Origin of the sequence: Micromonospora endolithica, from assembly GCF_003626595.1 — a bacterium.
GTDB classification, from domain to species: Bacteria; Actinomycetota; Actinomycetes; order Mycobacteriales; family Micromonosporaceae; genus Micromonospora; species Micromonospora endolithica.
This window is the reverse complement of the sequence record NZ_RBAK01000001.1, coordinates 616,815-638,616: the sequence shown is the minus strand read 5'-3', so window position 1 is coordinate 638,616 and position 21,802 is coordinate 616,815. Positions and strand designations below refer to the sequence as shown.

Below are 21,802 nucleotides of genomic sequence, written 5' to 3'. Positions count from 1 at the left end.
TCGGACCACCAACGCCGCCAGCGCGGCGCCTTCCCTCCGCCGGCCCGGGCAGGCCGGTCGCCGGGTCGCCGCGCGTCCACCTCCCGCGGAGGACACCCATGCACGTCTCCCCCCGTCGCCTCGCGCTGCTCGCCGCAGCGACGGCGGCGACCCTCACCGCCGGCACGGTCGCCACCGTCGCCGCCTCGGCTGCCGCCGCCGGCTGCCGCGTCGACTACCAGGTCAGCAGCCAGTGGCAGGGCGGCTTCGGCGCCAACGTCACCGTCACCAACCTCGGCGACCCGGTCGCCGGCTGGACCCTGACCTGGACCTTCACCGGCGGCCAGCAGGTCACCCAGGCGTGGAACGCGACCGTCACCCAGTCCGGCGCGCAGGTGAACGCGCGCGACGCCGGTTACAACGCCGCGATCCCCACCAACGGCAGCACCACGTTCGGCTTCAACGGGTCCTGGACCGGCGGCAGCAACCCGGCGCCCGCCACCTTCGCCCTCAACGGCACCACCTGCACCGGCGCGCCGACCACCCCGCCGACGACCGCGCCACCCACCACCACCCCGCCGACGACCCCGCCGCCCACCACCGCCCCACCGACCACCCCGCCACCCACCACGCCGCCGCCGACCAGCGGAGGGGTGCAGATGGAGGATCTCGACCGGGGCCTGGTGAGCGTCCGGTCCGGCAGCGACAACCTGGTCTCGTGGCGGCTGCTCGGCACCGAGGTCAGCGGCGTCTCCTTCAACCTCTACCGGGGCGCCACCCGGGTCAACGCCAGCCCGATCACCGGTGCCACCAACTACCTCGACGGTGGCGCGCCGGCCGGTGCCGCGTACACCGTGCGGGCCGTGGTGAACGGCGCGGAACAGCCGGCCTCCGCGTCGGCGGCACAGTTCCCGGCCGGCTACCTCGACGTGCCGTTGCAGGTGCCGGCCGGCGGCAGCACGCCGGGCGGGGAGTCGTACTCCTACTCCGCCAACGACGCCAGCGTCGGCGACCTCGACGGCGACGGACGCTACGAGTTCGTCGTCAAGTGGGACCCGTCCAACGCCAAGGACAACTCGCAGAGCGGCTACACCGGCAACGTGTACGTCGACGCGTACACCCTGACCGGCACCCGGCTGTGGCGGATCGACCTGGGCCGCAACATCCGTGCCGGCGCGCACTACACCCAGTTCCAGGTGTACGACTACGACGGCGACGGGGACGCCGAGGTGGCCATGAAGACCGCCGACGGCACCCGGTCCGGCACCGGACAGGTGATCGGCAACTCCTCCGCCGACCACCGTAACTCCTCCGGGTACGTCCTGGCCGGACCCGAGTTCCTGACCATGTTCGACGGTCGTACCGGCGCCGCCCTGTCCACCGTCAACTACGACCCGCCGCGCGGCACCGTGTCCTCCTGGGGCGACAACTACGGCAACCGGGTCGACCGGTTCCTCGCCGGCACCGCGTACCTGGACGGCGAACGACCCTCGCTGATCATGGCCCGGGGCTACTACACCCGGGCCGTCATCGCCGCCTGGGACTTCCGCGACGGCACCCTCACCCGGCGGTGGACGTTCGACTCGAACGCCTCCGGCAACTCCGCCGCCGCCGGCCAGGGCAACCACAGCCTGTCCGTCGCCGACGTCGACGCCGACGGCCGGCAGGAGATCGTGTACGGCGCGGCCACCATCGACGACAACGGCCGGCTGCTCTGGTCCACCGGCCACGGCCACGGCGACGCCGGGCACGTCGGCGACCTCGACCCGTCCCGCCCCGGCCTGGAGTACTTCAAGGTCAGCGAGGACGGCAGCAAGCCCAGCTCCTGGTTCGCCGACGCCCGCACCGGTCAGGTCCTCTGGTCCACCGCGACCGGCGGCGACAACGGCCGCGGCGTCTCCGGCGACATCTGGGCCGGCAGCCCCGGCGCCGAGTCCTGGTCGTCGGCGGTGTCCGGCCTGCTCAACACGCGGGGGCAGAACGTCGGCCGCAAGCCGTCGTCCACCAACTTCCTCATCTGGTGGGACGGCGACCCGGTGCGCGAACTGCTCGACGCCACCCGGATCGACAAGTACGGCACCGGCGGCGACACCCGGCTGCTCACCGGCAGCGGCGTGGCCGCCAACAACGGCACCAAGTCCACCCCGGCACTGTCGGCGGACCTCCTCGGTGACTGGCGGGAGGAGGTCGTCTGGCGCACCAGCGACAGCCGGGCCCTACGGATCTACAGCACCCCGACGCCGACCAGCACCCGGATCCACACCCTGATGCACGACCCGCAGTATCGGGTGGCCATCGCCTGGCAGAACACCGCCTACAACCAGCCCCCGCACCCCGGGTTCTTCATCGGCGACGGCATGGCCGCCCCGCCCACCCCGAGGATCCACCTCCGCTGAGCGGCGACCCTGGCGCTCCCCGTCGGGACCGCCTACGGTGAGGCACCGGGCCGCAGCCGCGGAATCCGCTCAGCTCCGGCCCGGTGCGCCACACCGCGGCATCCCCGACCCGTCCCGACCGGGAATGCCGTACCACCACCGGACACAAAACTATGCGCCATCCGGGTCGGCCGGGTGACGCCGACATGAAGATCGTGTTTCAGACCTTCCGGCGCAGGCCACCGGCCACCTTCTCGGCGATCAGCTCGAACGAGCGCACCCGGTCGCCGATGTCGTACACCAGCGTGGTGAGCATCAGCTCGTCCGCCCCGGTCCGGGCCAGCAGGTCACCGAGCTGCCGGGCGACGGTCTCCGGCGACCCGGTCGCCTGCCCCTCCCGGCGCTGCGCCATGAACTCGCGCTCCACGTCGGTGTACGGGTACGCCGCCGCCTCCTCCGGCGTGGCCAACGGCTCCGGACGCCCCGAACGCAGCCGCAGGAACGACAACCCGGCCGGCCCGGCCAGCCACTCGGCCCGCTCGTCGGTGTCCGCGCACACCGCGTTCACCGCGACCATCGCGTACGGCTTCTCCAGCCACCGGGACGGCCGGAAGCTCTGCCGGTACAGCGCCAGCGCGGGCAGCGTGTGCTGCGCGCTGAAGTGGTGCGCGAACGAGAACGGCAACCCCAGCAGGCCGGCCAGCTGGGCACTGAAACCGCTGGACCCGAGCAGCCATACCGCCGGCTGCTGACCCCGGCCGGGCGTCGCCGTGATCGGCCCCGGCTGGTCACCGCTGAAGTAGTTCATCAGGTCCGCCAACTCCCGGGGGAACCCCTCCGCGGACAACCCCTCCATCGTCCGGCGCAGCGCCAACGCGGTCACCTGGTCGGTGCCGGGCGCCCGCCCGATGCCCAGGTCGATGCGGCCCGGATGCAGCGCCTCCAGGGTGCCGAACTGCTCGGCCACCACCAGCGGGGCGTGATTGGGCAGCATCACGCCACCGGAACCCAACCGGATGGTGCCGGTGTTGGCGGCCAGGTGCGCGAGCAGCACCGCCGGCGCGGACGAGGCGATCGCCGGCATGTTGTGGTGTTCGGCCACCCAGAACCGGTGATAGCCCAGCTCCTCGGTGCGCCGGGCCAGCTCGGTGGTGTGCCGGAGGGCGTCGCCGGCGGAGGCGCCGGCCGCCACCGGCGCAAGGTCAAGAACAGACAGGGGTACGTCGATCACATGGGACACCAACCCACCGCGCGCCGGGTTTGTTCCGGATCGTGCCGCATCCCACGCCGGAGCCGCCGCTCAGCCCACGCCCCGGGCCTGCTCGAAGATCAGGCTGGTCTGGGTGTGCTGCACCGCCGGGTCGACCGCCAGGTGGTCCAGCACCCAGTCCCGCAGCGCCGCCGACGACGCCGCCCGCACATGCAGCACGTAGTCCTCCGCGCCCGCCACATGGAACACCGACACCACCCCCGGCAGGCGCACCGACCGGGCCCGGAACGCGTCCACCGCCGCCCGCGCGTGCGCGGTCAACCGCACCGACACCAGCGCCTGCAACGGCAGGCCCAACGCCGCCGGATCCACCTCGGCGTGGAACCCGCGGATCGCCCCGCAGTCGCGCAGCGCCCGGGTACGCGTCAGGCACGTCGACGGCGCCACCCCCACCCGTTCGGCGAGCGCGTTGTTCGGTAGCCGACCGTCGGCGGTCAACTCGGCCAGGATCGCGCGGTCGGTGTCGTCCAGGGCCGCGTACGGCCGCACATCATTCGCTGCGAGGGGCATGCGATCATCCTGCACCGAACAATCCACCTGATCTAGGGCCTTAACAGAATCTCCTTCTGATCTGTTGCCTGCTGACGACCGGATGTTCGATCCTTCCGGCATGACGACCGTGGACACCCGAGCCGTGCACGCCGGCCGCGACGACCTCGCCGCCCTCGGCGTCCACGTACCGCCGATCGACCTCTCCACCACCAACCCGCTGCCCTCGGTCGACGCCGGCGGCGCCGCCTACGAGACCCTGGCCACCGGAGGCACCCTCCCGGCCGACGGCGGCGCCGTCTACCAGCGGCTCTGGAACCCCACCGTGGCCCGCTTCGAAACCGCCCTGGCCGCCCTGGAGGAAACCGCCGAAGCGGTCGCCTTCGCCAGCGGGATGGCCGCCCTCACCGCCACCCTGCTCGCCGCCACCCGCGACGGGAAACGACACGTCGTCGCCGTCCGCCCCCTCTACGGCGGTACCGACCACGTGCTCGCCACCGGCCTGCTCGGCACCACCGTCACCTGGGCCCGCCCCGACGAGGTCGCCACCGCCGTCGGCCCCGACACCGCTCTGGTCGTCGCCGAGACCCCGGCCAACCCCACCCTCGACCTGGTCGACATCGCCGCCCTCGCCCGCGCCGCCGGCGACGTGCCCCTGCTGGTCGACAACACCGTCGCCACCCCGGTCCTCCAGCGACCCGCCCGACACGGCGCCGCCCTCGTCCTGCACAGCGCCACCAAGAGCATCGGCGGGCACGGCGACGTCCTGGCCGGCGTCGTCGCCTGCGACACCGACTGGGCCGCCCGGCTGCGCCAGGTCCGCGCCCTCACCGGCGCCGTCCTGCACCCGCTCGGCGGGTACCTGCTGCACCGCGGCCTGCAAACCCTCCCGTTGCGGGTCCGCGCCCAACAGGCCGGCGCGGAGAAACTCGCCGCCTGGCTCGCCACCCACCCGGCCGTCGCGCGCGTGCACCACCCGTCGCTGCACGACCCGGCCGGGCTGGTCGGCCGCCAGCTCTCCGGCCCGGGCAGCCTGCTCGCCTTCGAGGTACGCGGCGGCGCGCCCGCCGCGGCGACCGTCGCCGACGGCTGCCGGCTGATCACCCACGCGGTCTCCCTCGGCGGCGTCGACACCCTCATCCAGCACCCGGCGTCGCTCACCCACCGGCCGGTGCGGGGCGAGGTGAAGCCGGCCGCCGGACTGCTCCGCCTGTCGGTGGGGCTGGAGGACCCGGAGGACCTGCGCGCCGACCTAAAGCAGGCGCTCGCCGGACTCGCCTGAAGGCCCCCGGGACGGCCCGACCGCCCCGCCGGTTCACTGATCGACTCGGCTTCACTGATGTCGGGGTGTCCGGGTCGGTCTGTCAGCCCGACTTCACTGAAGTCGAGGGGATCTTCGCCGGGTCGGACGGACGGAGGCCGGCCGGGAGCGTGCCGCCGTCAGGACTTCGGGCCGACGTGACGGTCGAGGGCGGCGACCGCGTCCCGGCGGGCCACCGACAGGCAGTTGCGGCGGTTCATCCGCCAGGCGATGTCGAGCAGGTCCAGCGCCCACCTGCACAGGGCCATGATGTCGGCCGACTCGTTGCTGAACATGTAGCGGGGGTAGACGTACTCCTTGCCGCGGGTGGTGACCCGGTTGCTGAACCGGCAGCCGTCGGAGTGGAACAGGCCGCGCAGGAAATGACCGGGGTGTCGCTCGACGATCTCGCGCTGCCAGTCGGCGAGGACGATGGACCGCTCGTGCTTCTTTCCCGGCCCGTGCTGCGGGAACAGACACGGCCAGTGGGTGCCGCTGCTCTGGACGCTGACGCAGCCAGGTTGCTGGACCCGTTGCACGTTACGGGCCAGTACGGCCCGCATCGCGTCGTCACAGGCGCTGACCAGGCCGGGCCATGCATTGCTGCACGAGATCCGGAGCACCGGAACCCGGGAAGAGGTGGTCAGATGGCCGTCGCCCAGGTAGAGGCCTAGTAGGTAGGCATAGTGGGCGTGGCTTCCGATGCCGGCGTCCCGCCGGCATCGGAAGCAGCGCAGTGCGGTGCTCGCCAGCTTCGGTTCGGCTCGAATCTTGCACCAGTGTCGTACTGTCGGATAGGAGACCCCGACAGCGCGGGCCGTATCGGCCACTGTGGCGCCGGCCAGGAAGATCTCCAAAGCTTGCGCGCGGATCTCGGGTGGATGCACACGAGCATCTTCGAACACACGTATGACATCTTCGGTGCCCCCGGTGGGATTCGAACCCACACTGTATGCAGTTTGAGTGCATCGTCTCTGCCATTGGACTACAGGGGCTTCGGTCTCTCGGCATGAACAGGTTACCTACTACGCTATGGGTCGTGGCACCCGGCCGGTCGGGTGTCGGGCACAGACTGGTGGGAGTGGCTCGTGACCGAGACGCAGACGGATGCCGAGCGCAGGCGCGTACTGATCGCCGAGGACGAGGCGCTCATCCGGCTGGACCTCGCCGAGATGCTGGTCGAGGAGGGTTACGAGGTCGTCGGCGAGGCCGGTGACGGCGAGACCGCCGTCCGGCTGGCCGAGGACCTCAAGCCGGACCTGGTCATCCTCGACATCAAGATGCCGATCATGGACGGGTTGGCCGCCGCCGAGCGGATCGCCGGCGCGCGGATCGCCCCGGTGATCATCCTGACCGCGTTCAGCCAGCGTGACCTGGTGGAGCGGGCGCGGGCGGCCGGCGCGATGGCGTACCTGGTGAAGCCCTTCCAGAAGAGCGACCTGGTCCCGGCGGTGGAGATCGCGCTGTCCCGCTACTCGGAGATCTCCGCCCTGGAGGCGGAGGTCGCCGGCCTGACCGACCGGCTGGAGATCCGCAAGACGGTGGAGCGCGCCAAGGGCGCGCTGATGACGACCTACGGGATGACCGAGCCGCAGGCCTTCAAGTGGATCCAGCGCACCGCGATGGACCACCGGATGACCATGAAGGAGGTCGCCGAGCGGATCCTCGCGGAGACCGCCGGCGGCGAGGTGGCCCGGCCGGCCACCTGAGTCGTACGCGTCCGAGGGTCACCGCCGCGGCCCGCCGATCGATAGCATCGGATCCATGCGCAGGCGGTGGTGGTGGGCGGTGCTCGGCGTGGCCGCCGTGCTGCTGTCCGGCTGTGATTCCGCGCCCCGGGTCGACGGTGACGTTCCCGCGCCGGCCGAGGTGGCCTGGCAGCGGCTGACGCTGCCCGACCCGCCGGGTCCGAAGGGTCGGGTGCTGCTGCGCGACGCGGTGGCGTGCGCCGGCCGGTGGTTCGTGGTGGGCGGTGTCGCCGACGCGGCGGGCGCCACCCGGCCGGCGGCCTGGGTGAGTGCCGACGGTTCGGCGTGGTCGTCGCTGTCGGTGGTGGCGGAGTCGTTCTACGGCCGGCAGAACGTCCTGTTGTCGGTGGGCTGCCGCGAGGGTGTGCCGGCGATGGTGGGCGCGAAGGTCGGCGGCGCGCACGGCTATCCCCGGGTGAGCACCTGGCGGCAGCGCGCGGACGGCGCGCTGGTGGAGGTGTCGGCGTCGTTCGAGACGTACGGCGGCCCGACGGCGGTGAACGTGTCCCGGATGTCCGGCGGGCCGGGCGGGTGGTTGATCGTGGGCAACCGGTCCAGCGGGGCGGCGGCCTGGGTGTCGCCGGACGCGGCGGAGTTCGCGCTGCTGGAGGGCGCGCCGGAGTTGGCCTCGGACGGGCGCGGGGTGACCTGGGCGTTCGACGGCACCGGCACGGTCGGGGGTTGGCTGGCGGTGGGCGGGGTGCTGGCCAAGGGGCGGATCGACCGGGATCCGGTGGCCTGGGTGTCCGCGGACGGGCGGACCTGGCGGCGGACGACGCTGCCGGGCACGACCGAGTACGAGGAGTTGCAGCGGGTCGTGGCCGTCGAGGGCGGTGCGGTGGCGGTGGGGCTGCGCGGGCGGACGTTCGGCGCGTGGCGGGAGGAGTCGGGCGGGTGGGTCGCCGGGGGTGGTTTCGGTCGGCCGGGGGAGGGTGTGCCGACGGTTGCCGGGTTGGCCGGTGCGGGGGGCCGGTTGCTGGCGGCGGTCTCCGACGGGCGGCAGCACCGGCTGTGGGTGTCCGGCGACCGGGGTGGGTCGTGGCGGGAGGTGGCGCTGCCGGCGGCGGTGCCGGCGGGGCCGGATCGGGACGTGACGATGGTTGCGGTGGGTGACCGTTGGTGGATGGCCACCGACGATGGCGGCGGTGGGGCGCTGTGGTCGGCGCCCGCGTCGGCGGTGGACTGACCGCATGCTGGTCAAGGCCGCTGTCGGTGGGGCCGAAACTGTCTCACGTTTTGGATGGGTGCGGGTCTAAGGACCGGTCAGGGGATTGACCTGTTACGGCGATCGTCTTGATCCCGCACGTCTTCGTAACGGTTTCGCAGACCCCGTTCCCAGGCCTTCCTAGACCGTAGGAGTGTCGGTACGCTCCGCCATCACGAGCCGTAACGCAGGGGGCGTCCCTGCCGGGTGGTGGTGGTGCGGGCTGTCCTGTCGCCAACTCTCGGAATCAATCGCCCACCTGCTTCTCGAGGAGGTCAGGAAGCCGTGAGGCGAAGCTATTCAAGGGCGCTGGGTACTGCCGCGCTTGCCGCGGTGCTGGTTGCCGCCGCAGGGTGCCAGGACACCAGTGGTGACGACACCGCGTCCGGCGAGTGTGGCGGCAAGATCGCTATCTTCGGCGCGTTCAGCGGTGACAACGCGGGTCTGGTGCTGCCGTCGCTCAACGGCGCGAAGCTCGCCATCAAGCAGCACAACGACGCGAACGCCGACTGCCAGATCACCCTGCAGGAGTTCGACACCCAGGGCGACGCGGCGCAGGCGACCCCGATCGCCAACGAGGTCGCCGGTGACGCCTCGTTCCTCGGCGTCATCGGTGGCCACTTCTCCGCCGAGACCGACGCGACGATGCCGGTCTACGAGGCCGCGGGCCTTGCCATGGTCAGCCCGTCGGCGACCCGGACCGACCTGACCTCGAAGGGCAACAAGTCCTTCTTCCGGGTGGTCGGCAACGACGCCACCCAGGGTGGCGCGGTGTCGACGTACGTGAAGTCGCAGAACGCGACCAAGGTCTTCATGATCGACGACGGCAGCGCCTACGGCGCGGGCATCACCGCCGAGCTGGGCAAGAACCTCGGCCCGCTCCTCGCCGGCAGCGACAAGATCCAGGAGCGGCAGTCGCAGTTCGACCCGACGATCGCCAAGATCAAGGCCGCGGGTGCCGACTTCGTGTTCTACGGCGGCTACACCCGTGAGGCCGCGCCGCTGGTGCGTCAGATGCGCGCCGCCGGCATCAAGGCCAAGTTCGTCGGCCCGGACGGTCTGTACGACCCGGCGTTCCCCGAGGGTGCCTCCGGTGGCGCCGAGGGCAGCATCATCACCTGCCCGTGCCTCCCGGCCGACAAGGCCGGTGGCAGCTTCGCCGCCGACTACCAGAAGGCGTACGGCCAGGCGCCGGGCTCCTACGGTGCGGAGGGCTTCGACGCCGCGCAGATCTACGTGGACGCGTTCAAGGACGGCAAGAAGAGCCGCGCCGACATCCTGGCGTTCGTGAAGGCCTACGACAAGCAGGGCGTGTCGAAGTACGTCAAGTTCGCGGAGAACGGTGACGTCGACCCGACCAAGGTCGTCATCTGGTCCTACCAGATCAAGGGCACGGCGTTCGAGCCGCTGCAGGAGCTCAAGCTCAGCTGACGTCATGTCATGGGAGTACGGCCGGGGTCTTGGCCCCGGCCGTATTCGATGCAAGGAGACCTGGTGAATTTCGACGACCTCTTCGGCCACTTCGGCCAGCACACCGTCGACGGGTTGTCCAAGGGGGCCATCTACGCCCTGATCGCCCTGGGCTACACCCTCGTCTACGGCGTCCTGCGTCTGATCAACTTTGCCCACTCCGAGGTGTTCATGGTCGGCACCTTCGCGGTGCTGGGCCTGTGGACCGCGTTCGGTGTGGAGAACAACCCCCCGATCGGCCAGGCGATCCTCTTCCTGGTGCTCGGTCTGATCGTGGCGGCGATAGCCTCCGGCGGCACCGCCCTGGCGATCGAACGGATCGCCTACCGACCCCTGCGGCGGAAGAACGCGCCGCCCCTGATCTTCCTGATCACCGCGATCGGCGTGTCGCTGGTCCTGGTGGAGGTCTTCGGCCTGCTGCTGCCGCGGCTGCTCGGTGGCGCGGTGCCCTCGATGTTCTCGCGGGAGCGGATCATCCTCGGCATGCCGACGATCCTCGAACAGAAGACGGTCATCGAGATCGCCGGGATCGAGATCAACAACATCCAGCTGATCGTCTTCGTGTCCGTCCTGGCGATGATGGCGGCCCTGGACTGGTTCATCAACCGCACCCGGTACGGCCGGGGAGTGCGGGCGGTCGCGCAGAACCCGGAGACGGCGGCCCTGATGGGCGTCAACCAGGAGCGCGTGATCATGCTGATCTTCGTGCTCGGCGGGATCATGGCCGGCGCCGCCGCCCTGCTGTGGAGCATGCGGTTCGGTATCACCCAGAGCAGCATCGGCTTCGTGCTGGGCCTGAAGGCGTTCACCGCCGCCGTGCTCGGTGGCATCGGCAACCTGCGCGGAGCGCTGGTCGGCGGTCTGTTCCTCGGCCTCGTCGAGGTCTACGGTGCCACCCTCTTCAGCTCGGAGTGGGAGGACGTCATCGCGTTCGTCGTGCTGGTCGTGGTGCTGATGTTCCGTCCCACCGGCCTGCTGGGCGAGTCGCTGGGGAGGGCCCGAGCATGATCGACAAGATTCGCAGTCTGGACCGCCGGCGCGTGGGCGCGCTGGGTGGGATCGGGGAGCGGTGGCGGGCGCTGCCGAAGTGGCAGCGCAGGCTGGCCGGCGTGGCCCTGATCGTGTTCGTCTACTGCCTGCCGTGGCTGGGCAAGCTGCCCGGCAACCTGGTCGTCCCGGGTCTGAACAACCTGCGCACCGACTCGATCGACGGTGGCAGCAACTGGGCCGGTGTGCTGTTCACCTGCGCCGTCTACGTGCTGGTGGCGGTCGGCCTGAACGTGGTGATCGGTCTGGCCGGTCTGCTCGACCTGGGCTACATCGGCTTCTTCGCCATCGGCGCGTACAGCGTGGGTCTGTTCGGCTCGGTGAACTCGCCGGTGGTCAAGTGGTTCCAGCGGGAGTTCGACCTGCCGCAGACCTGGGCGGTGACCTGGGCGATCTGCGCGATGCTCGCGCTGGTGCTGACCCTCATCTCCGGGGTGCTGCTGGGTTGGCCGACGCTGCGGTTGCGCGGTGACTACCTGGCCATCGTCACGCTCGGCTTCGGGGAGATCATCCGGATCGTCGCGCGGAACTCGGAGAGCCTCACCAACGGTCCGCAGGGCATCTCGGCGATTCCCGGGCCGGAGGGTCCGCCGTCGACGGACAACCAGCTCTTCGGCCTGGTCGACGTCAAGCCGTGGTACTGGCTGGCGATCACGGTGGTGGTGGTGATGGTCTTCGCCGTCCGCCGGCTGGAGCACAGCCGGGTGGGCCGGGCCTGGCTCGCGGTCCGCGAGGACGAGGACGCCGCCGCGGTGATGGGTGTCTACCCGTTCAAGTTCAAGCTCTGGGCGTTCGCCATCGGCGCCGCCCTGGGTGGCCTGGCGGGCATGCTCTTCGCCAGCCGGTACGCGTTCATCGACCCGACCCAGTTCAACGTCAACCTGTCGATCCTCTTCGTCGCGATGGTCGTCGTCGGCGGCTCGGGCAACATGGTCGGCGTGTCGCTGGGCGCGGTGCTGTTGGCGTACCTGCCGGAGCGGTTCCGGGAGATCGCCGACTACCGTTGGCTGGCGTTCGGTCTGGCCATGGTGCTGGTGATGATCCTGCGTCCGCAGGGCCTGATCCCGAGCCGGCGGCGGACCCGCGAGTTGAAGGACCGCGCGGCGGAGGCAGAGGAGGCGCCCGCTCATGTCTGACGAGACCACCACCACGGCGGCGCCGAAGATCCCGGCGCAGCCGGGACCGCGCCGGTCGCTACTGGAGATCGACAACGTCACGCTGCGCTTCGGCGGCGTGGTCGCCCTCGACGGGATCAGCTTCGAGATCCACGAGGGTGAGATCCTCGGCCTGATCGGCCCGAACGGCGCCGGCAAGACCACCTGCTTCAACGTGATGACCGGGGTCTACAAGCCGACGTCGGGCGCGGTGCGGTTCGGTGGCGAGCAGGTGACCGGCCGCAAGCCGCACCAGATCAGCCGGATGGGCATCTCCCGGACGTTCCAGAACATCCGGTTGTTCCCCGAGATGTCCGCGCTGGAGAACGTCATCGTCGGCACCGACTCGCGGCACAAGACCAGCGTGCCCGGCGCGCTGTTCCGGGTGCCGCGCAAGCGGCCGAAGCCGGAGGAGCTGCCGGAGGTCACCGCCACGTCGGGGCTGGCCCGCACCTGGCAGCAGCTGCGTCGTTCGTTCGCCGGCACGTTCGGGTTGTCCCGGCACGTGCTGGAGGAGCGGGCCGCCGAGGCCAAGGCGATGGAGCTGCTCCGGTTCGTCGGCATCGCCGACCGGGCCAACGACGCGGCGCGCAACCTCCCGTACGGCTACCAGCGGCGGCTGGAGATCGCCCGGGCGCTCGGCACCGAGCCGAAGCTGATCTGCCTGGACGAGCCGGCGGCCGGGTTCAACCCGGCCGAGAAGGAGGAGCTGCTCGAACTGATCCGCAAGATCCGGGACATGGGTGTCACCGTGCTGCTGATCGAGCACGACATGCGCCTGGTCATGGGTGTCACGGACCGGATCGTGGTGCTGGAGTTCGGGCGGAAGATCGCCGAGGGGGCGCCGGCTGAGGTCAGCCGGGACCCGCGGGTGGTCGCCGCTTACCTGGGGGAGTCCACCGATGCTGCTTGAGCTTGCCGACGTGTCCGTGTCCTACGGGCGGATCGAGGCGCTGCACGGGATCAGCCTCACCGTGAACGAGGGTGAGGTGGTGGCCCTGATCGGCGCGAACGGCGCCGGCAAGACCACCACCATGCGGGCCATCTCCGGCACCCGGGCGCTGTCCGCGGGGCGGATCACCTTCAACGGCGAGGACATCAGCAAGCTCCGCGCCGACCTGCGGGTGGTCCGGGGCCTGTGCCAGTCCCCGGAGGGGCGGCAGATCTTCCCGGGCATGACCGTCCTGGAGAACCTGGACATGGGCGCGTACACCCGGCGGGACTCCGCCGGCATCGCGGCCGACCTGGAGCGCGTGCTGGAGATGTTCCCGCGGCTGCGGGAGCGGCGTAAGCAGCCCGGTGGCACCCTGTCCGGCGGCGAGCAGCAGATGCTCGCGGTCGGTCGGGCGCTGATGAGCCGGCCGAAGCTGCTGCTGCTGGACGAGCCGTCGATGGGTCTGGCCCCGATGGTCATCCGGCAGATCTTCGACATCATCACGGAGATCAACCAGCAGGGCACCACGGTCCTGCTGGTGGAGCAGAACGCCCAGCAGGCGCTGTCCCGCGCCCACCGGGCCTACGTGCTGGAGACCGGGCGGATCGTCAAGGAGGGCTCCGGTCAGGACCTCCTGCACGACCCGGCGGTCAAGGAGGCGTACCTCGGCGTGGCCTGACGCGTACGCGTGACGGAAGGTCCCGGTGCGGCGGTCGCCGCGCCGGGACCTTCCGTTTTCAACGCCGGTGGTCAGCCAGCGCGGCGACGTCCCGGGCGAGGTCCGCGGTGCCGCGATGGCCCTTCTGCCGGTACGCCGCCAGGGCCGTCCGCAGCTCGTGCAGCCCACCGGCCCGGTCGCCCCGCTCGACCCGGGCCCGACCGAGCTGTTCCCGGGCCTCCGCCTCGACCAGCACGTCGCCGGCCGCGCGGGCCTGCTCCACCGCCCGCACGGCGTACGGCAGGGCTCCCGCCGGATCTCCGGCGCCCCGGTGGGTGCGGGCCAGCCCGACCAGGATCTCCGCCACGTCGCGCGGTCCGCAGCCGTTCTCGGCGATGCCCAGCGCGGCGGTGTAGTGGACCTCCGCCTCCCGGTGCCGTCCGGCGAGGAGGTGGGCCTCACCGAGGTTGCTGCGTACCAGCGCGCGCAGGTGGGTGGCGTCGGGCAGGGTGCGGCTGTGTTCCTCGGCCTCGGTCAGCCGGCGGATCGCCTCCTCGGGGCGACCGGCGTTGTTCTCGATCGCGGCGAGGTTCAGCAGGGCCGTCGCCGCGCCGAGCCGGTCACCGGTGGCGTGGCGCAGCTCGTACGCCCGCCGGGTCCACCGCCCCGCCTCGTCGTGCCGGCCGAGCAGGCTCAGCGGAATGGCCAGCCGGCCGGCGATCAGTGCCTCGCCGCTGTCGTCACCGGCGTCCCGGGCCGCCCGCACGGCCAGCGTGTAGAGCTCCACCCAGCGGTCGCGGTGGTGCCGGCGGAACAGCCAGCCGTACAGCGCGGCGGCGATCTGCCAGGCCAGGCGGGGCTGCTCCGCGGCGGCGGCCCGCACCGCGGCGACCAGGTTGTCCGCCTCCTGGTCGAGCCAGGCCAACGCGGCGCCCGGGGTGGCGAACCGGACCGGCGGGTCGGGCGGGCCCGAGTCGAAGTTGGGCCGCTCGGCCGGCCGCAGCGTACGGTCCGCCACGTTGGCGGCGTCCCGGTACCAGGCGAGCAGGCGGACCGGGGCCGGGTCGTGGTCGGGCAGTTCGGCGTCGGCCCGCTCGACGGCGAAGAGACGGACGAGATCATGCAGTTGGTAGCGGTCCTCGTCCAGCTCGTGCACCAGGTGGGCTGCGGCCAGTTGGTCGAGCAGCGCCCGGGTCCGGGCCGGTGGCAGGTCGGCCAGTGCCGCCGCGGCGTCGGTCGACGGCCGCTGCCCGGGATGCCGACCGAGCAGTCGGAACAGCGAGCGGGCCGGCGCGGGCAGGCTGCCGACGGACACCGCGAGGGCGGCGCGCACCGACACGTCCTCGGAGGCGAGCAGGCCGAGCCGGGAGTTCTCGTCGGTGAGCCGGTCGGCGAGCGCCCGGGCGCCTCCGTCGGCGTCCAGCCGGGCGGCGGCGATCCGCAGTGCCAGGGGCAGCCGGTCGCACAGCGCCGCCAGCCGGCGCAGCAGGGCCGGGTCGGTCGGGACCGGCCGGCCGTCGCCACCGGCGCGGGCGAGCAACGCGCAGGCCTCTTCCTCGTCGAGGGGCTCCACCTGCATCCGCGCGACGCCGTGGGTGGCGACCAGTCCGTCGAGACGATGCCGGCTGGTCACCACGACCAGGCTGTCGCCCGCTCCGGGTAGCAGCGGTCGGACCTGCCCGGAGGTCGCCGCGTTGTCGAGGACCACCACCATGGACCGCCGGGCCAGCTCGGAGCGGTACCGGGCGGCGCGTTCCTCCGGTTCGGCGGGGATGGCGTCGCCGGATACGCCCAGCGCGCGCAGGAACCGCTCCAGCACCGCGGCCGGGGTCGGTGGATGCGCCCCGTCGTTGCCGCGCAGGTCCGCGTGCAGGTGCCCGGAGCGGCCCGGCCGGCGGGCCTGCTCGTGGGCCCACCGCAGGGCCAGCGCGGTCTTGCCGACGCCGGGCGGACCGACCAGGGCGACCACCTTTGCCCCGGCGTCGGCGCTGCGGTCCAGCCGATCCAGTTCACCGTGCCGACCCACGAAACCGGCCGGCGCCGCCGGCAGTTGTGCCGGCGCTGACGACGTCGGTGCCGAACCCGCCGGTCCGGTCGCCGGTCCGGTCCTCCCGCTCGCTGTGCCGGTCGGCCCGGTCGCCGTCCCGGTCGGCGCGGTCGCCGGAGCGGCGGCCCGGAGCAGGTCGACATGCAGCTGTCGCAGCTCCGGACCCGGGTCGGCCCCCAGTTCCGTGGCCAACCACCGGCGGTGCTGCTCGTAGGCGTGCAACGCCTCGCCGCTCCGGCCGCAGTCGGCGAGGGCCCGCATCAGCAGCAGGGTGAGACGTTCCCGGCTCGGGTGCCGGGCCGCCAGCGGGGCGAGTTCGTCGACCAGGGTCGCGCCGGAGGTGCCGGAGCGCAGCCTCGCCTCGTGCCACAGCTCCAGGGCGGTGAGTCGCGCCTCGTCGAGGGCCTGCACCTCCGGTGGCGCGGGACTCCTCGGCAGCCAGCCACCGAAGGCCGGTCCCCGCCACAGGCCGACCGCCTCCTGGAGCAGGTCACGCCGGTGCGGCCAGTCGGGTTCCCCGTCGCCCCGCGCGCCGGCCAGCAGCCGGCGGAAGCGGTGCACGTCGACCGCCTCCGGATCGAGCACCGCCCGGTAGCCGTCCCGGGCGGTGACGATGGCGAGCCGGTCCTCGCCCAGGCCGGCGGCGGCGAGCGCGGCGCGCAGCTCGGAGACCCGGGAGTGGATCATCGAGCGGGCGCTCCGGGGCGGCCGGTCCTGCCACAACGAGTCCACCAGTTCGCTGGTCGGGACCATGCTGTCGGTCCGCATCGCCAGCAGGCCGAGCAGCAGCCGGTGCATCCGCCGGCCGGGGACGATCACGTGCGGGCCGTGGCGAAGTTCGATCGGACCGAGCAGGCGGAGCTCCAAGGGCATCCCCGAGGGCGCGACGGGACGGCGGAAGCGTCAGCCTAGTACGCGTCCGCTCTCCGGCCACCGGACGGGCCACCCTGGGTCGACGGGGCGGTCACCGGCAGCCACCGCCGGTCGCCGTGGCCTGCGGGTGGTTCGGTGTGCCGGCGCGGCGCCGTGCCGGCCAGCCCCGGTGCCCGGCGGAGGACGGGCCTGTCGGGCGGACCGCGGTGGTCCGCCCGCCCCCGAACGAGGCCCGCCGCCCGCACCGTCGGTCCGGCAGGTCGGCATGCTGCGGCCGGCGACGCCGGATCGGCGTGCCGGTCGCCCCGGCCTACCAGCGTCGGCGGCGGATCTTCCCGTTTCCTTCCCGTCCCGGTCGGTCCTGCGGCTCGGTCGGCCGGTCCGGGCCATGTCAGGGCCGGGGATGTCGGGCGTACGGGCTAGAGTCGCTGCCGTGACAGCTACGACGCCGCGCCTGCTCCTCGTCGACGGACATTCCATGGCATACCGGGCTTTCTTCGCCCTGCCGGTGGAGAACTTCTCCACCACGACGGGTCAGCCGACCAACGCGGTCTACGGCTTCACCTCGATGCTGATAAATGTCCTGCGGGACGAGCAGCCGACCCACATCGTGGTCGCCTTCGACGTCTCCCGCCGTTCCTTCCGCACCGAGAAGTACGCGGAGTACAAGGCCGGCCGCAGCGAGACGCCGACCGACTTCAAGGGCCAGGTCAGCCTGGTCAAGGAGGTCCTGGCGGCGCTGCGCATCCCGGTGGTGGAGCGGGAGGGCTACGAGGCCGACGACGTCATCGCCACCCTCGCCTGCCAGGCCCGCGACCAGGGCATGTCGGTGCTGATCAGCACCGGTGACCGGGACGCCTTCCAGCTCGTCGGTGACCAGGTCACCGTGCTCTACCCCCGCAAGGGCGTCTCCGACCTGGCCCGGATGGACCCGGCCGCGATCGAGGCGAAGTACGGCGTGCGCCCCGAGCGCTACCGCGACCTGGCCGCCCTGGTGGGGGAGACCAGCGACAACCTGCCCGGCATCCCCGGCGTCGGCCCGAAGACCGCGGCGAAGTGGGTCAACACCTACGGCGGGTTCGAGGGCGTCGTGGCCCGCGCCGACGAGATCAAGGGCAAGGCCGGCGACAGCCTGCGCGAGCGGCTGGCCGACGTGATCCGCAACTACGAGATCAACTGCCTGGTCTCCGACCTGGAGTTGCCGCTGCGCCCCGAGGACGCCCGGTGGCAGGGCTGGGACCGGGAGGCGGTGCACCAGGTCTTCGACACGCTGGAGTTCCGCATCCTGCGCGACCGCCTCTACCAATACCTGGAGGCCGTCGAGCCGGAGGCGGAGTCCGGCTTCGACCTGACCGGCGAGGTGCTCGCCGCGCCGGGCGCGGTCGCCGGCTGGCTGGAGACCCACGCCCCGGCCGGCACCACGGTGGGCCTGGCCACGAAGCTCGACACCGGGCCCAACCGCCGGCACACCGCGTCGATCACCGGGCTGGCCCTGGCCGCCGCCGGTGGGGCGGCGGCCTGGTTCGACCCGGCCGGCCTGGAAGCGGCCGACGAGGCGGCCTTCGCCGCCTGGCTCTCCGACGAGACGCGGCCCAAGGTGCTGCACGACAGCAAGCCGGCGGTGCTGGCCTTCGCCGCGCACGGCTGGTCGTTGCAGGGCATCGCCCGCGACACCCAGATCGCCGCCTACCTGGCCCGGCCCGACCAGCGCTCGTACGACCTGACCGACCTGGCCCTGCGCTACCTGCACCGGGAGCTGCGGGTCGACGCCCCGGAGACCGGCCAGCTCACCCTCGACGGGCTCGGCGACGACGGCGTGGCCGAGCAGAACCTGATGCTCCAGGCGCGGGCCACCCTCGACCTGGCCGACGCGATCGACGCCGAGCTGTCCCGCGACGGTGAGCAGTCGGCGCGGCTGATGGCCGAGGTGGAACTGCCGCTGATGCGGGTGCTCGCGGGCATGGAACGCACCGGCATCGCCGCCGACACCGCTTACCTCTCCGAGCTGGAGGCCCACTTCGCCGCCGAGGTGAAGGCCGCCGCGCAGGGCGCCTACGAGTCGGTCGGGCGGGAGTTCAACCTCGGCTCGCCCAAGCAGTTGCAGGAGATCCTCTTCGGCGAGCTGGCCCTGCCGAAGACCAAGAAGATCAAGACCGGTTACACCACCGACGCCGACGCCCTGCAGTGGCTCTACGCGCAGAACCCGCACCCGGTGCTGGCCCACCTGCTGCGCCACCGCGACGTGGCCAAGCTCAAGACCACCGTCGACGGGCTGCTCAAGTCGGTCTCCGACGACGGCCGGATCCACACCACCTTCAACCAGACGGTGGCGGCCACCGGCCGGCTCTCCTCCACCGAGCCCAATCTCCAGAACATCCCGATCCGCACCGAGGAGGGCCGGCGGATCCGCCGGGCGTTCGTGGTGGGGGAGGGCTACGAGTGCCTGCTCACCGCCGACTACAGCCAGATCGAGATGCGGCTGATGGCGCACCTGTCGGTCGACGAGGCGCTGGTGGAGGCCTTCAACTCCGGCCACGACTTCCACGCCGCCACCGCCTCGTCGGTGTTCGGCGTCGAGGTCGGCGCGGTCACCGCCGACCAGCGGCGCAAGATCAAGGCGATGAACTACGGCCTGGCGTACGGGCTCAGCGCCTTCGGTCTCGCCCAACAGCTCGGCATCACCGCCGAGGAGGCGCGCGGGCTGATGGACAACTACTTCGCCGGCTTCGGCGGCGTACGCGACTACCTCCAGGAGGTGGTGGCCCGCGCCCGGCACGACGGCTACACCTCGACCATCCTCGGCCGTCGGCGCTACCTGCCCGACCTGGTCAGCGACAACCGGCAGCGCCGGGACATGGCCGAGCGGATGGCCCTCAACGCCCCGATCCAGGGCTCCGCCGCCGACGTGATCAAGGTGGCGATGCTGCGCGTCGACACGGCGCTGCGCGACGCCGGGCTGCGGTCGCGGATGTTGCTGCAGGTACACGACGAGCTGGTCTTCGAGGTGGCACCCGGCGAGCGCGAGACGCTGGAGGCGCTGGTGCGGCGGGAGATGGGCGCGGCCTACCCGCTGTCGGTGCCGCTGGAGGTGTCGGTCGGCGAGGGCCGCGACTGGAACAGCGCCGACCACTGAGGGTCGACCACGACGACCCGCTCAGCCCTTGAGCGGGTCGTGGCCCCAGTTCATCAGCGACCAGCGCCACTTGGTGTCCCGGACGTCGCCGGACGGGCGCTGGGCCAGGTGCCGGTGCACGTAGCCGATCACCTTGCGCATGTGCGAGTAGTCGGCGTCGGACAGGTCGGCGCGCTTGCGGCGCAGCAGGTCGATGATCCGGCGGCCGGACTCGTGGCCGACCGACTCACCGCCGCCGGACTTGCCGCCCTTGTGCCAACCGACCTGCTTGGACTCCTCGGTCTCCAGCCAGGTCGACAGCTCGCCGGGCTTCATGTTCACCGCCTCGGTGAACTCCCGATAGGTCTGCTGCGGATCGTCGTTCCTGCTCATGGCGGAGCGCCTCCGGTCGGTGGAACGTCCTCACGGCGATGCCGTCCGGGTACCCGCCGTCGTCGCCGGGAAACGGGTGCCGCTACGGGATGATCTCGGCGATCGGCAGCTTGATGTCGAACGGCTCGACCAAAACGACCAGGTCCGCCCCGTCGTCGACCAGCTCGTACTGCCGCTCGCCGCCCGGCCCGATCCGGTCGCCGAGCTGGTACGCGTACAGGTGCACCGGGTCCTGCTCGACGCGCCAGTAGAACGGGATGCCGGCGGCGGCGTACTCACCGGGCTTGGCGAACCGGTCGACCCGCCGGGTGCCCGGCGAGACGATCTCGACGGCCAGCACGACGTCGGACGGCCGCAGCCGGGATCGGTCGGCCGGCAGGCCGGCGTGGCACAGCAGCACGTCCGGCTGCCGGCTGGTGTTGTGGCTCAGCACCACGCCGACGGCCTGCGCCACGTGCAGGTGAGCCGGGGCGTGGGAACGCAGCCACAGGCTCAGCAGCAGGGATATGTCCTGATGGCCCAGGGTGGGGGAGGGTGTCACCTGGACTACTCCGTCGACGAGTTCGACGCGGGGGGCGTCGTCCGGCAGGGCGAGCAGGTCCTCCAGCGTGTAGTCCGCACGCTGCTGCCGCATCGGGTCCGGACACCAGGGGCCAGGTGATGTCGTCGGGATGGGCTCGGCGCTCATGCGGGGAGCCTACCGCCGCCGCGCGGACCGCAGGTCGCACCGGACGTGCGACACGGTCAGGGTCTGTCGCAGACGAAGATGGCGGTGCCGGGGAAGAGCCGGCCGCGCAGCGGACTCCACTGCCCCCACACCCCCTCGTGGCCCGCCGGCCACTCCGGCTCCACCAGGTCGGTCAGCCGGAACCCGGCGCCGACCAGCTCCCGGATCCGGTCGCCCAGGGTGCGGTGCTGCTCGACATAGGTGGCGACGCCGCGCTCGTCCTGCTCCACGTACGGGGAGCGGTCGAAGTACGAGTGCACCGCGGTCAGTCCGCCCTCGCCCGGGTCGTCCAGGAAGATCCAGCGCATCGGGTGGGTCACCGAGAACACCCACCGGCCGCCCGGGCGCAGCACCCGGAACACCTCCCGCATGACGGCGGCCGAGTCGTCCACGAAGGGGATCGCGCCGAACGCCGTGCAGACCACGTCGAACACCGCGTCGCCGAACGGCAGGGCGAGGGCGTCGGCCTGCACCAGCGGCACGCGTACGCCGGTGCGCCCGGCGGCGAGCGCCGCGTGCCGCAACATGCCGGCGGACAGGTCCAGCGCGACCGGCCGGGCGCCCTGCGCGGCGAGCCAGCGCGCGCCGGCCGCCGCGCCGCCGCCCAGCTCCAGCACCCGCCGCCCGGCCAGCTCACCCAGCAGGTGTACGTCGGCCTCCCGGACACCCTCGGGACACCAGACGAAGTCCAGGTCGCCGAGGAACGCCCCGTGCTCGGCCTGGTAGTCGTCGGCGTCGGAGTCCCACCAGCCGCGGTTGGCGCGGCGGACCTCGGCGTCGCCGACCCGGCGGCGGATCACCCTGCTGTCGTCGTCCACCCGCCCACGCTAGGCCCCGACCCCGGCGGTGGGCGGGCGGCACCCCGCCGGGTGACCGCCGCTCCGGTGGCGCTACCGTTCGCGCGGTGCCGCTGTGACGCAGGTGACAGGCGAGGCGTGAGCCGGGCGAAATTTCCGCTTTCGCAGGTGGCGAGGCAGCGAGGACCTGGGAGGCCTTGCACGCTGTGGTAATGCAGCGGGTAG

At 72.1% G+C, this 21,802-nt stretch carries 16 protein-coding genes, 1 tRNA gene and 2 pseudogenes; 10 read left to right on the top strand and 9 right to left on the bottom strand.

Features of this window, described 5'->3' with window-relative positions; translation table 11 throughout:
• Window positions 1–98: 98 nt before the first annotated feature.
• Window positions 99–2,375 (top strand): rhamnogalacturonan lyase family protein, encoded by a 2,277-nt coding sequence (locus D7223_RS02820; protein WP_120724444.1) that lies wholly within the window; start codon window positions 99–101, stop codon window positions 2,373–2,375.
• A 199-nt stretch (window positions 2,376–2,574) separates the two neighbouring features.
• On the opposite strand, the gene D7223_RS02815 is transcribed toward D7223_RS02820, so the two are convergent.
• On the bottom strand, window positions 2,575–3,585 hold the full coding sequence (locus D7223_RS02815) for an LLM class flavin-dependent oxidoreductase (protein WP_186832368.1): 1,011 nt from the start codon (window positions 3,583–3,585) through the stop codon (window positions 2,575–2,577).
• A gap of 69 nt (window positions 3,586–3,654) precedes the next feature.
• The gene (locus tag D7223_RS02810; protein WP_120724440.1) at window positions 3,655–4,134 is read right to left on the bottom strand and encodes an Lrp/AsnC family transcriptional regulator; all 480 of its coding nucleotides are present in this window, start codon (window positions 4,132–4,134) and stop codon (window positions 3,655–3,657) included.
• An 82-nt stretch (window positions 4,135–4,216) separates the two neighbouring features.
• On the opposite strand from D7223_RS02810, the gene D7223_RS02805 reads away from it, so the two are divergent.
• Window positions 4,217–5,395 (top strand): trans-sulfuration enzyme family protein, encoded by a 1,179-nt coding sequence (locus tag D7223_RS02805; RefSeq protein ID WP_120724438.1) that lies wholly within the window; start codon window positions 4,217–4,219, stop codon window positions 5,393–5,395.
• 158 nt (window positions 5,396–5,553) lie between these two features.
• On the opposite strand, the gene D7223_RS33335 is transcribed toward D7223_RS02805, so the two are convergent.
• From D7223_RS33335 to D7223_RS02795, 3 genes and pseudogenes are all read right to left on the bottom strand, one after another.
• Window positions 5,554–6,036: a hypothetical protein gene (locus D7223_RS33335; RefSeq protein ID WP_238161641.1), complete on the bottom strand. Its 483-nt coding sequence runs from the start codon at window positions 6,034–6,036 to the stop codon at window positions 5,554–5,556.
• A 165-nt stretch (window positions 6,037–6,201) separates the two neighbouring features.
• A pseudogene (locus tag D7223_RS33900) lies at window positions 6,202–6,300 on the bottom strand (helix-turn-helix domain-containing protein); the annotation flags it as partial.
• A 35-nt stretch (window positions 6,301–6,335) separates the two neighbouring features.
• Window positions 6,336–6,408, bottom strand: a tRNA-Leu gene (locus D7223_RS02795).
• A 93-nt stretch (window positions 6,409–6,501) separates the two neighbouring features.
• On the opposite strand from D7223_RS02795, the gene D7223_RS02790 reads away from it, so the two are divergent.
• The 7 genes from D7223_RS02790 to D7223_RS02760 all read left to right on the top strand — a co-directional run bounded on the left by D7223_RS02790 (window position 6,502) and on the right by D7223_RS02760 (window position 13,649).
• On the top strand, window positions 6,502–7,122 hold the full coding sequence (locus D7223_RS02790) for an ANTAR domain-containing response regulator (RefSeq protein ID WP_120724434.1): 621 nt from the start codon (window positions 6,502–6,504) through the stop codon (window positions 7,120–7,122).
• A 55-nt stretch (window positions 7,123–7,177) separates the two neighbouring features.
• On the top strand, window positions 7,178–8,347 hold the full coding sequence (locus D7223_RS02785; RefSeq protein WP_147252437.1) for a hypothetical protein: 1,170 nt from the start codon (window positions 7,178–7,180) through the stop codon (window positions 8,345–8,347).
• Between the two features lie 303 nt (window positions 8,348–8,650).
• Complete coding sequence (locus D7223_RS02780; protein ID WP_120724430.1) at window positions 8,651–9,796, top strand: branched-chain amino acid ABC transporter substrate-binding protein; 1,146 nt, start codon at window positions 8,651–8,653, stop codon at window positions 9,794–9,796.
• 63 nt (window positions 9,797–9,859) lie between these two features.
• Complete coding sequence (locus D7223_RS02775) at window positions 9,860–10,843, top strand: branched-chain amino acid ABC transporter permease (protein ID WP_120724428.1); 984 nt, start codon at window positions 9,860–9,862, stop codon at window positions 10,841–10,843.
• Window positions 10,840–12,018, top strand: coding sequence for a branched-chain amino acid ABC transporter permease (locus tag D7223_RS02770; protein ID WP_120724425.1), 1,179 nt, complete (start codon window positions 10,840–10,842; stop codon window positions 12,016–12,018). The genes D7223_RS02775 and D7223_RS02770 overlap by 4 nt, the downstream gene beginning before the upstream one ends.
• Window positions 12,011–12,949, top strand: a complete 939-nt coding sequence (locus D7223_RS02765) for an ABC transporter ATP-binding protein (RefSeq protein ID WP_120724423.1) — start codon at window positions 12,011–12,013, stop codon at window positions 12,947–12,949. The genes D7223_RS02770 and D7223_RS02765 overlap by 8 nt, the downstream gene beginning before the upstream one ends.
• Complete coding sequence (locus D7223_RS02760) at window positions 12,939–13,649, top strand: ABC transporter ATP-binding protein (RefSeq protein WP_120724420.1); 711 nt, start codon at window positions 12,939–12,941, stop codon at window positions 13,647–13,649. The genes D7223_RS02765 and D7223_RS02760 overlap by 11 nt, the downstream gene beginning before the upstream one ends.
• A 58-nt stretch (window positions 13,650–13,707) precedes the next feature.
• On the opposite strand, the gene D7223_RS02755 is transcribed toward D7223_RS02760, so the two are convergent.
• Window positions 13,708–16,548, bottom strand: a complete 2,841-nt coding sequence (locus tag D7223_RS02755) for an AfsR/SARP family transcriptional regulator (protein WP_120724418.1) — start codon at window positions 16,546–16,548, stop codon at window positions 13,708–13,710.
• A gap of 433 nt (window positions 16,549–16,981) precedes the next feature.
• Here D7223_RS02755 and polA point away from each other — a divergent pair, with 433 nt between their 5' ends.
• On the top strand, window positions 16,982–19,681 hold the full coding sequence (gene polA, locus D7223_RS02750; protein ID WP_120724416.1) for a DNA polymerase I: 2,700 nt from the start codon (window positions 16,982–16,984) through the stop codon (window positions 19,679–19,681).
• 24 nt (window positions 19,682–19,705) lie between these two features.
• On the opposite strand, the pseudogene D7223_RS02745 reads toward polA, so the two are convergent.
• The 3 genes and pseudogenes from D7223_RS02745 to D7223_RS02735 form a co-directional block, all read right to left on the bottom strand.
• Window positions 19,706–20,053, bottom strand: a pseudogene (locus tag D7223_RS02745) (DUF3140 domain-containing protein); the annotation flags it as partial.
• 82 nt (window positions 20,054–20,135) lie between these two features.
• Window positions 20,136–20,741 carry a Uma2 family endonuclease gene (locus D7223_RS02740; protein WP_238161508.1) on the bottom strand — a complete coding sequence of 202 codons (606 nt, stop codon included), beginning with the start codon at window positions 20,739–20,741 and terminating at the stop codon, window positions 20,136–20,138.
• A 56-nt stretch (window positions 20,742–20,797) separates the two neighbouring features.
• On the bottom strand, window positions 20,798–21,598 hold the full coding sequence (locus D7223_RS02735; protein WP_120724407.1) for a class I SAM-dependent methyltransferase: 801 nt from the start codon (window positions 21,596–21,598) through the stop codon (window positions 20,798–20,800).
• Window positions 21,599–21,802: the final 204 nt, after the last annotated feature.

Coding starts and splice junctions, on each gene's coding strand:
- D7223_RS02820 (WP_120724444.1), top strand. CDS start 99: ATGCACGTCTCCCCCCGTCGCCTCGCGCTGCTCGCCGCAGCGACGGCG.
- D7223_RS02810 (WP_120724440.1), bottom strand. CDS start 4,134: ATGCCCCTCGCAGCGAATGATGTGCGGCCGTACGCGGCCCTGGACGAC.
- D7223_RS02805 (WP_120724438.1), top strand. CDS start 4,217: ATGTTCGATCCTTCCGGCATGACGACCGTGGACACCCGAGCCGTGCAC.
- D7223_RS02785 (WP_147252437.1), top strand. CDS start 7,178: ATGCGCAGGCGGTGGTGGTGGGCGGTGCTCGGCGTGGCCGCCGTGCTG.
- D7223_RS02770 (WP_120724425.1), top strand. CDS start 10,840: ATGATCGACAAGATTCGCAGTCTGGACCGCCGGCGCGTGGGCGCGCTG.
- D7223_RS02765 (WP_120724423.1), top strand. CDS start 12,011: ATGTCTGACGAGACCACCACCACGGCGGCGCCGAAGATCCCGGCGCAG.
- D7223_RS02760 (WP_120724420.1), top strand. CDS start 12,939: ATGCTGCTTGAGCTTGCCGACGTGTCCGTGTCCTACGGGCGGATCGAG.
- D7223_RS02755 (WP_120724418.1), bottom strand. CDS start 16,548: ATGCCCTTGGAGCTCCGCCTGCTCGGTCCGATCGAACTTCGCCACGGC.
- D7223_RS02740 (WP_238161508.1), bottom strand. CDS start 20,741: ATGAGCGCCGAGCCCATCCCGACGACATCACCTGGCCCCTGGTGTCCG.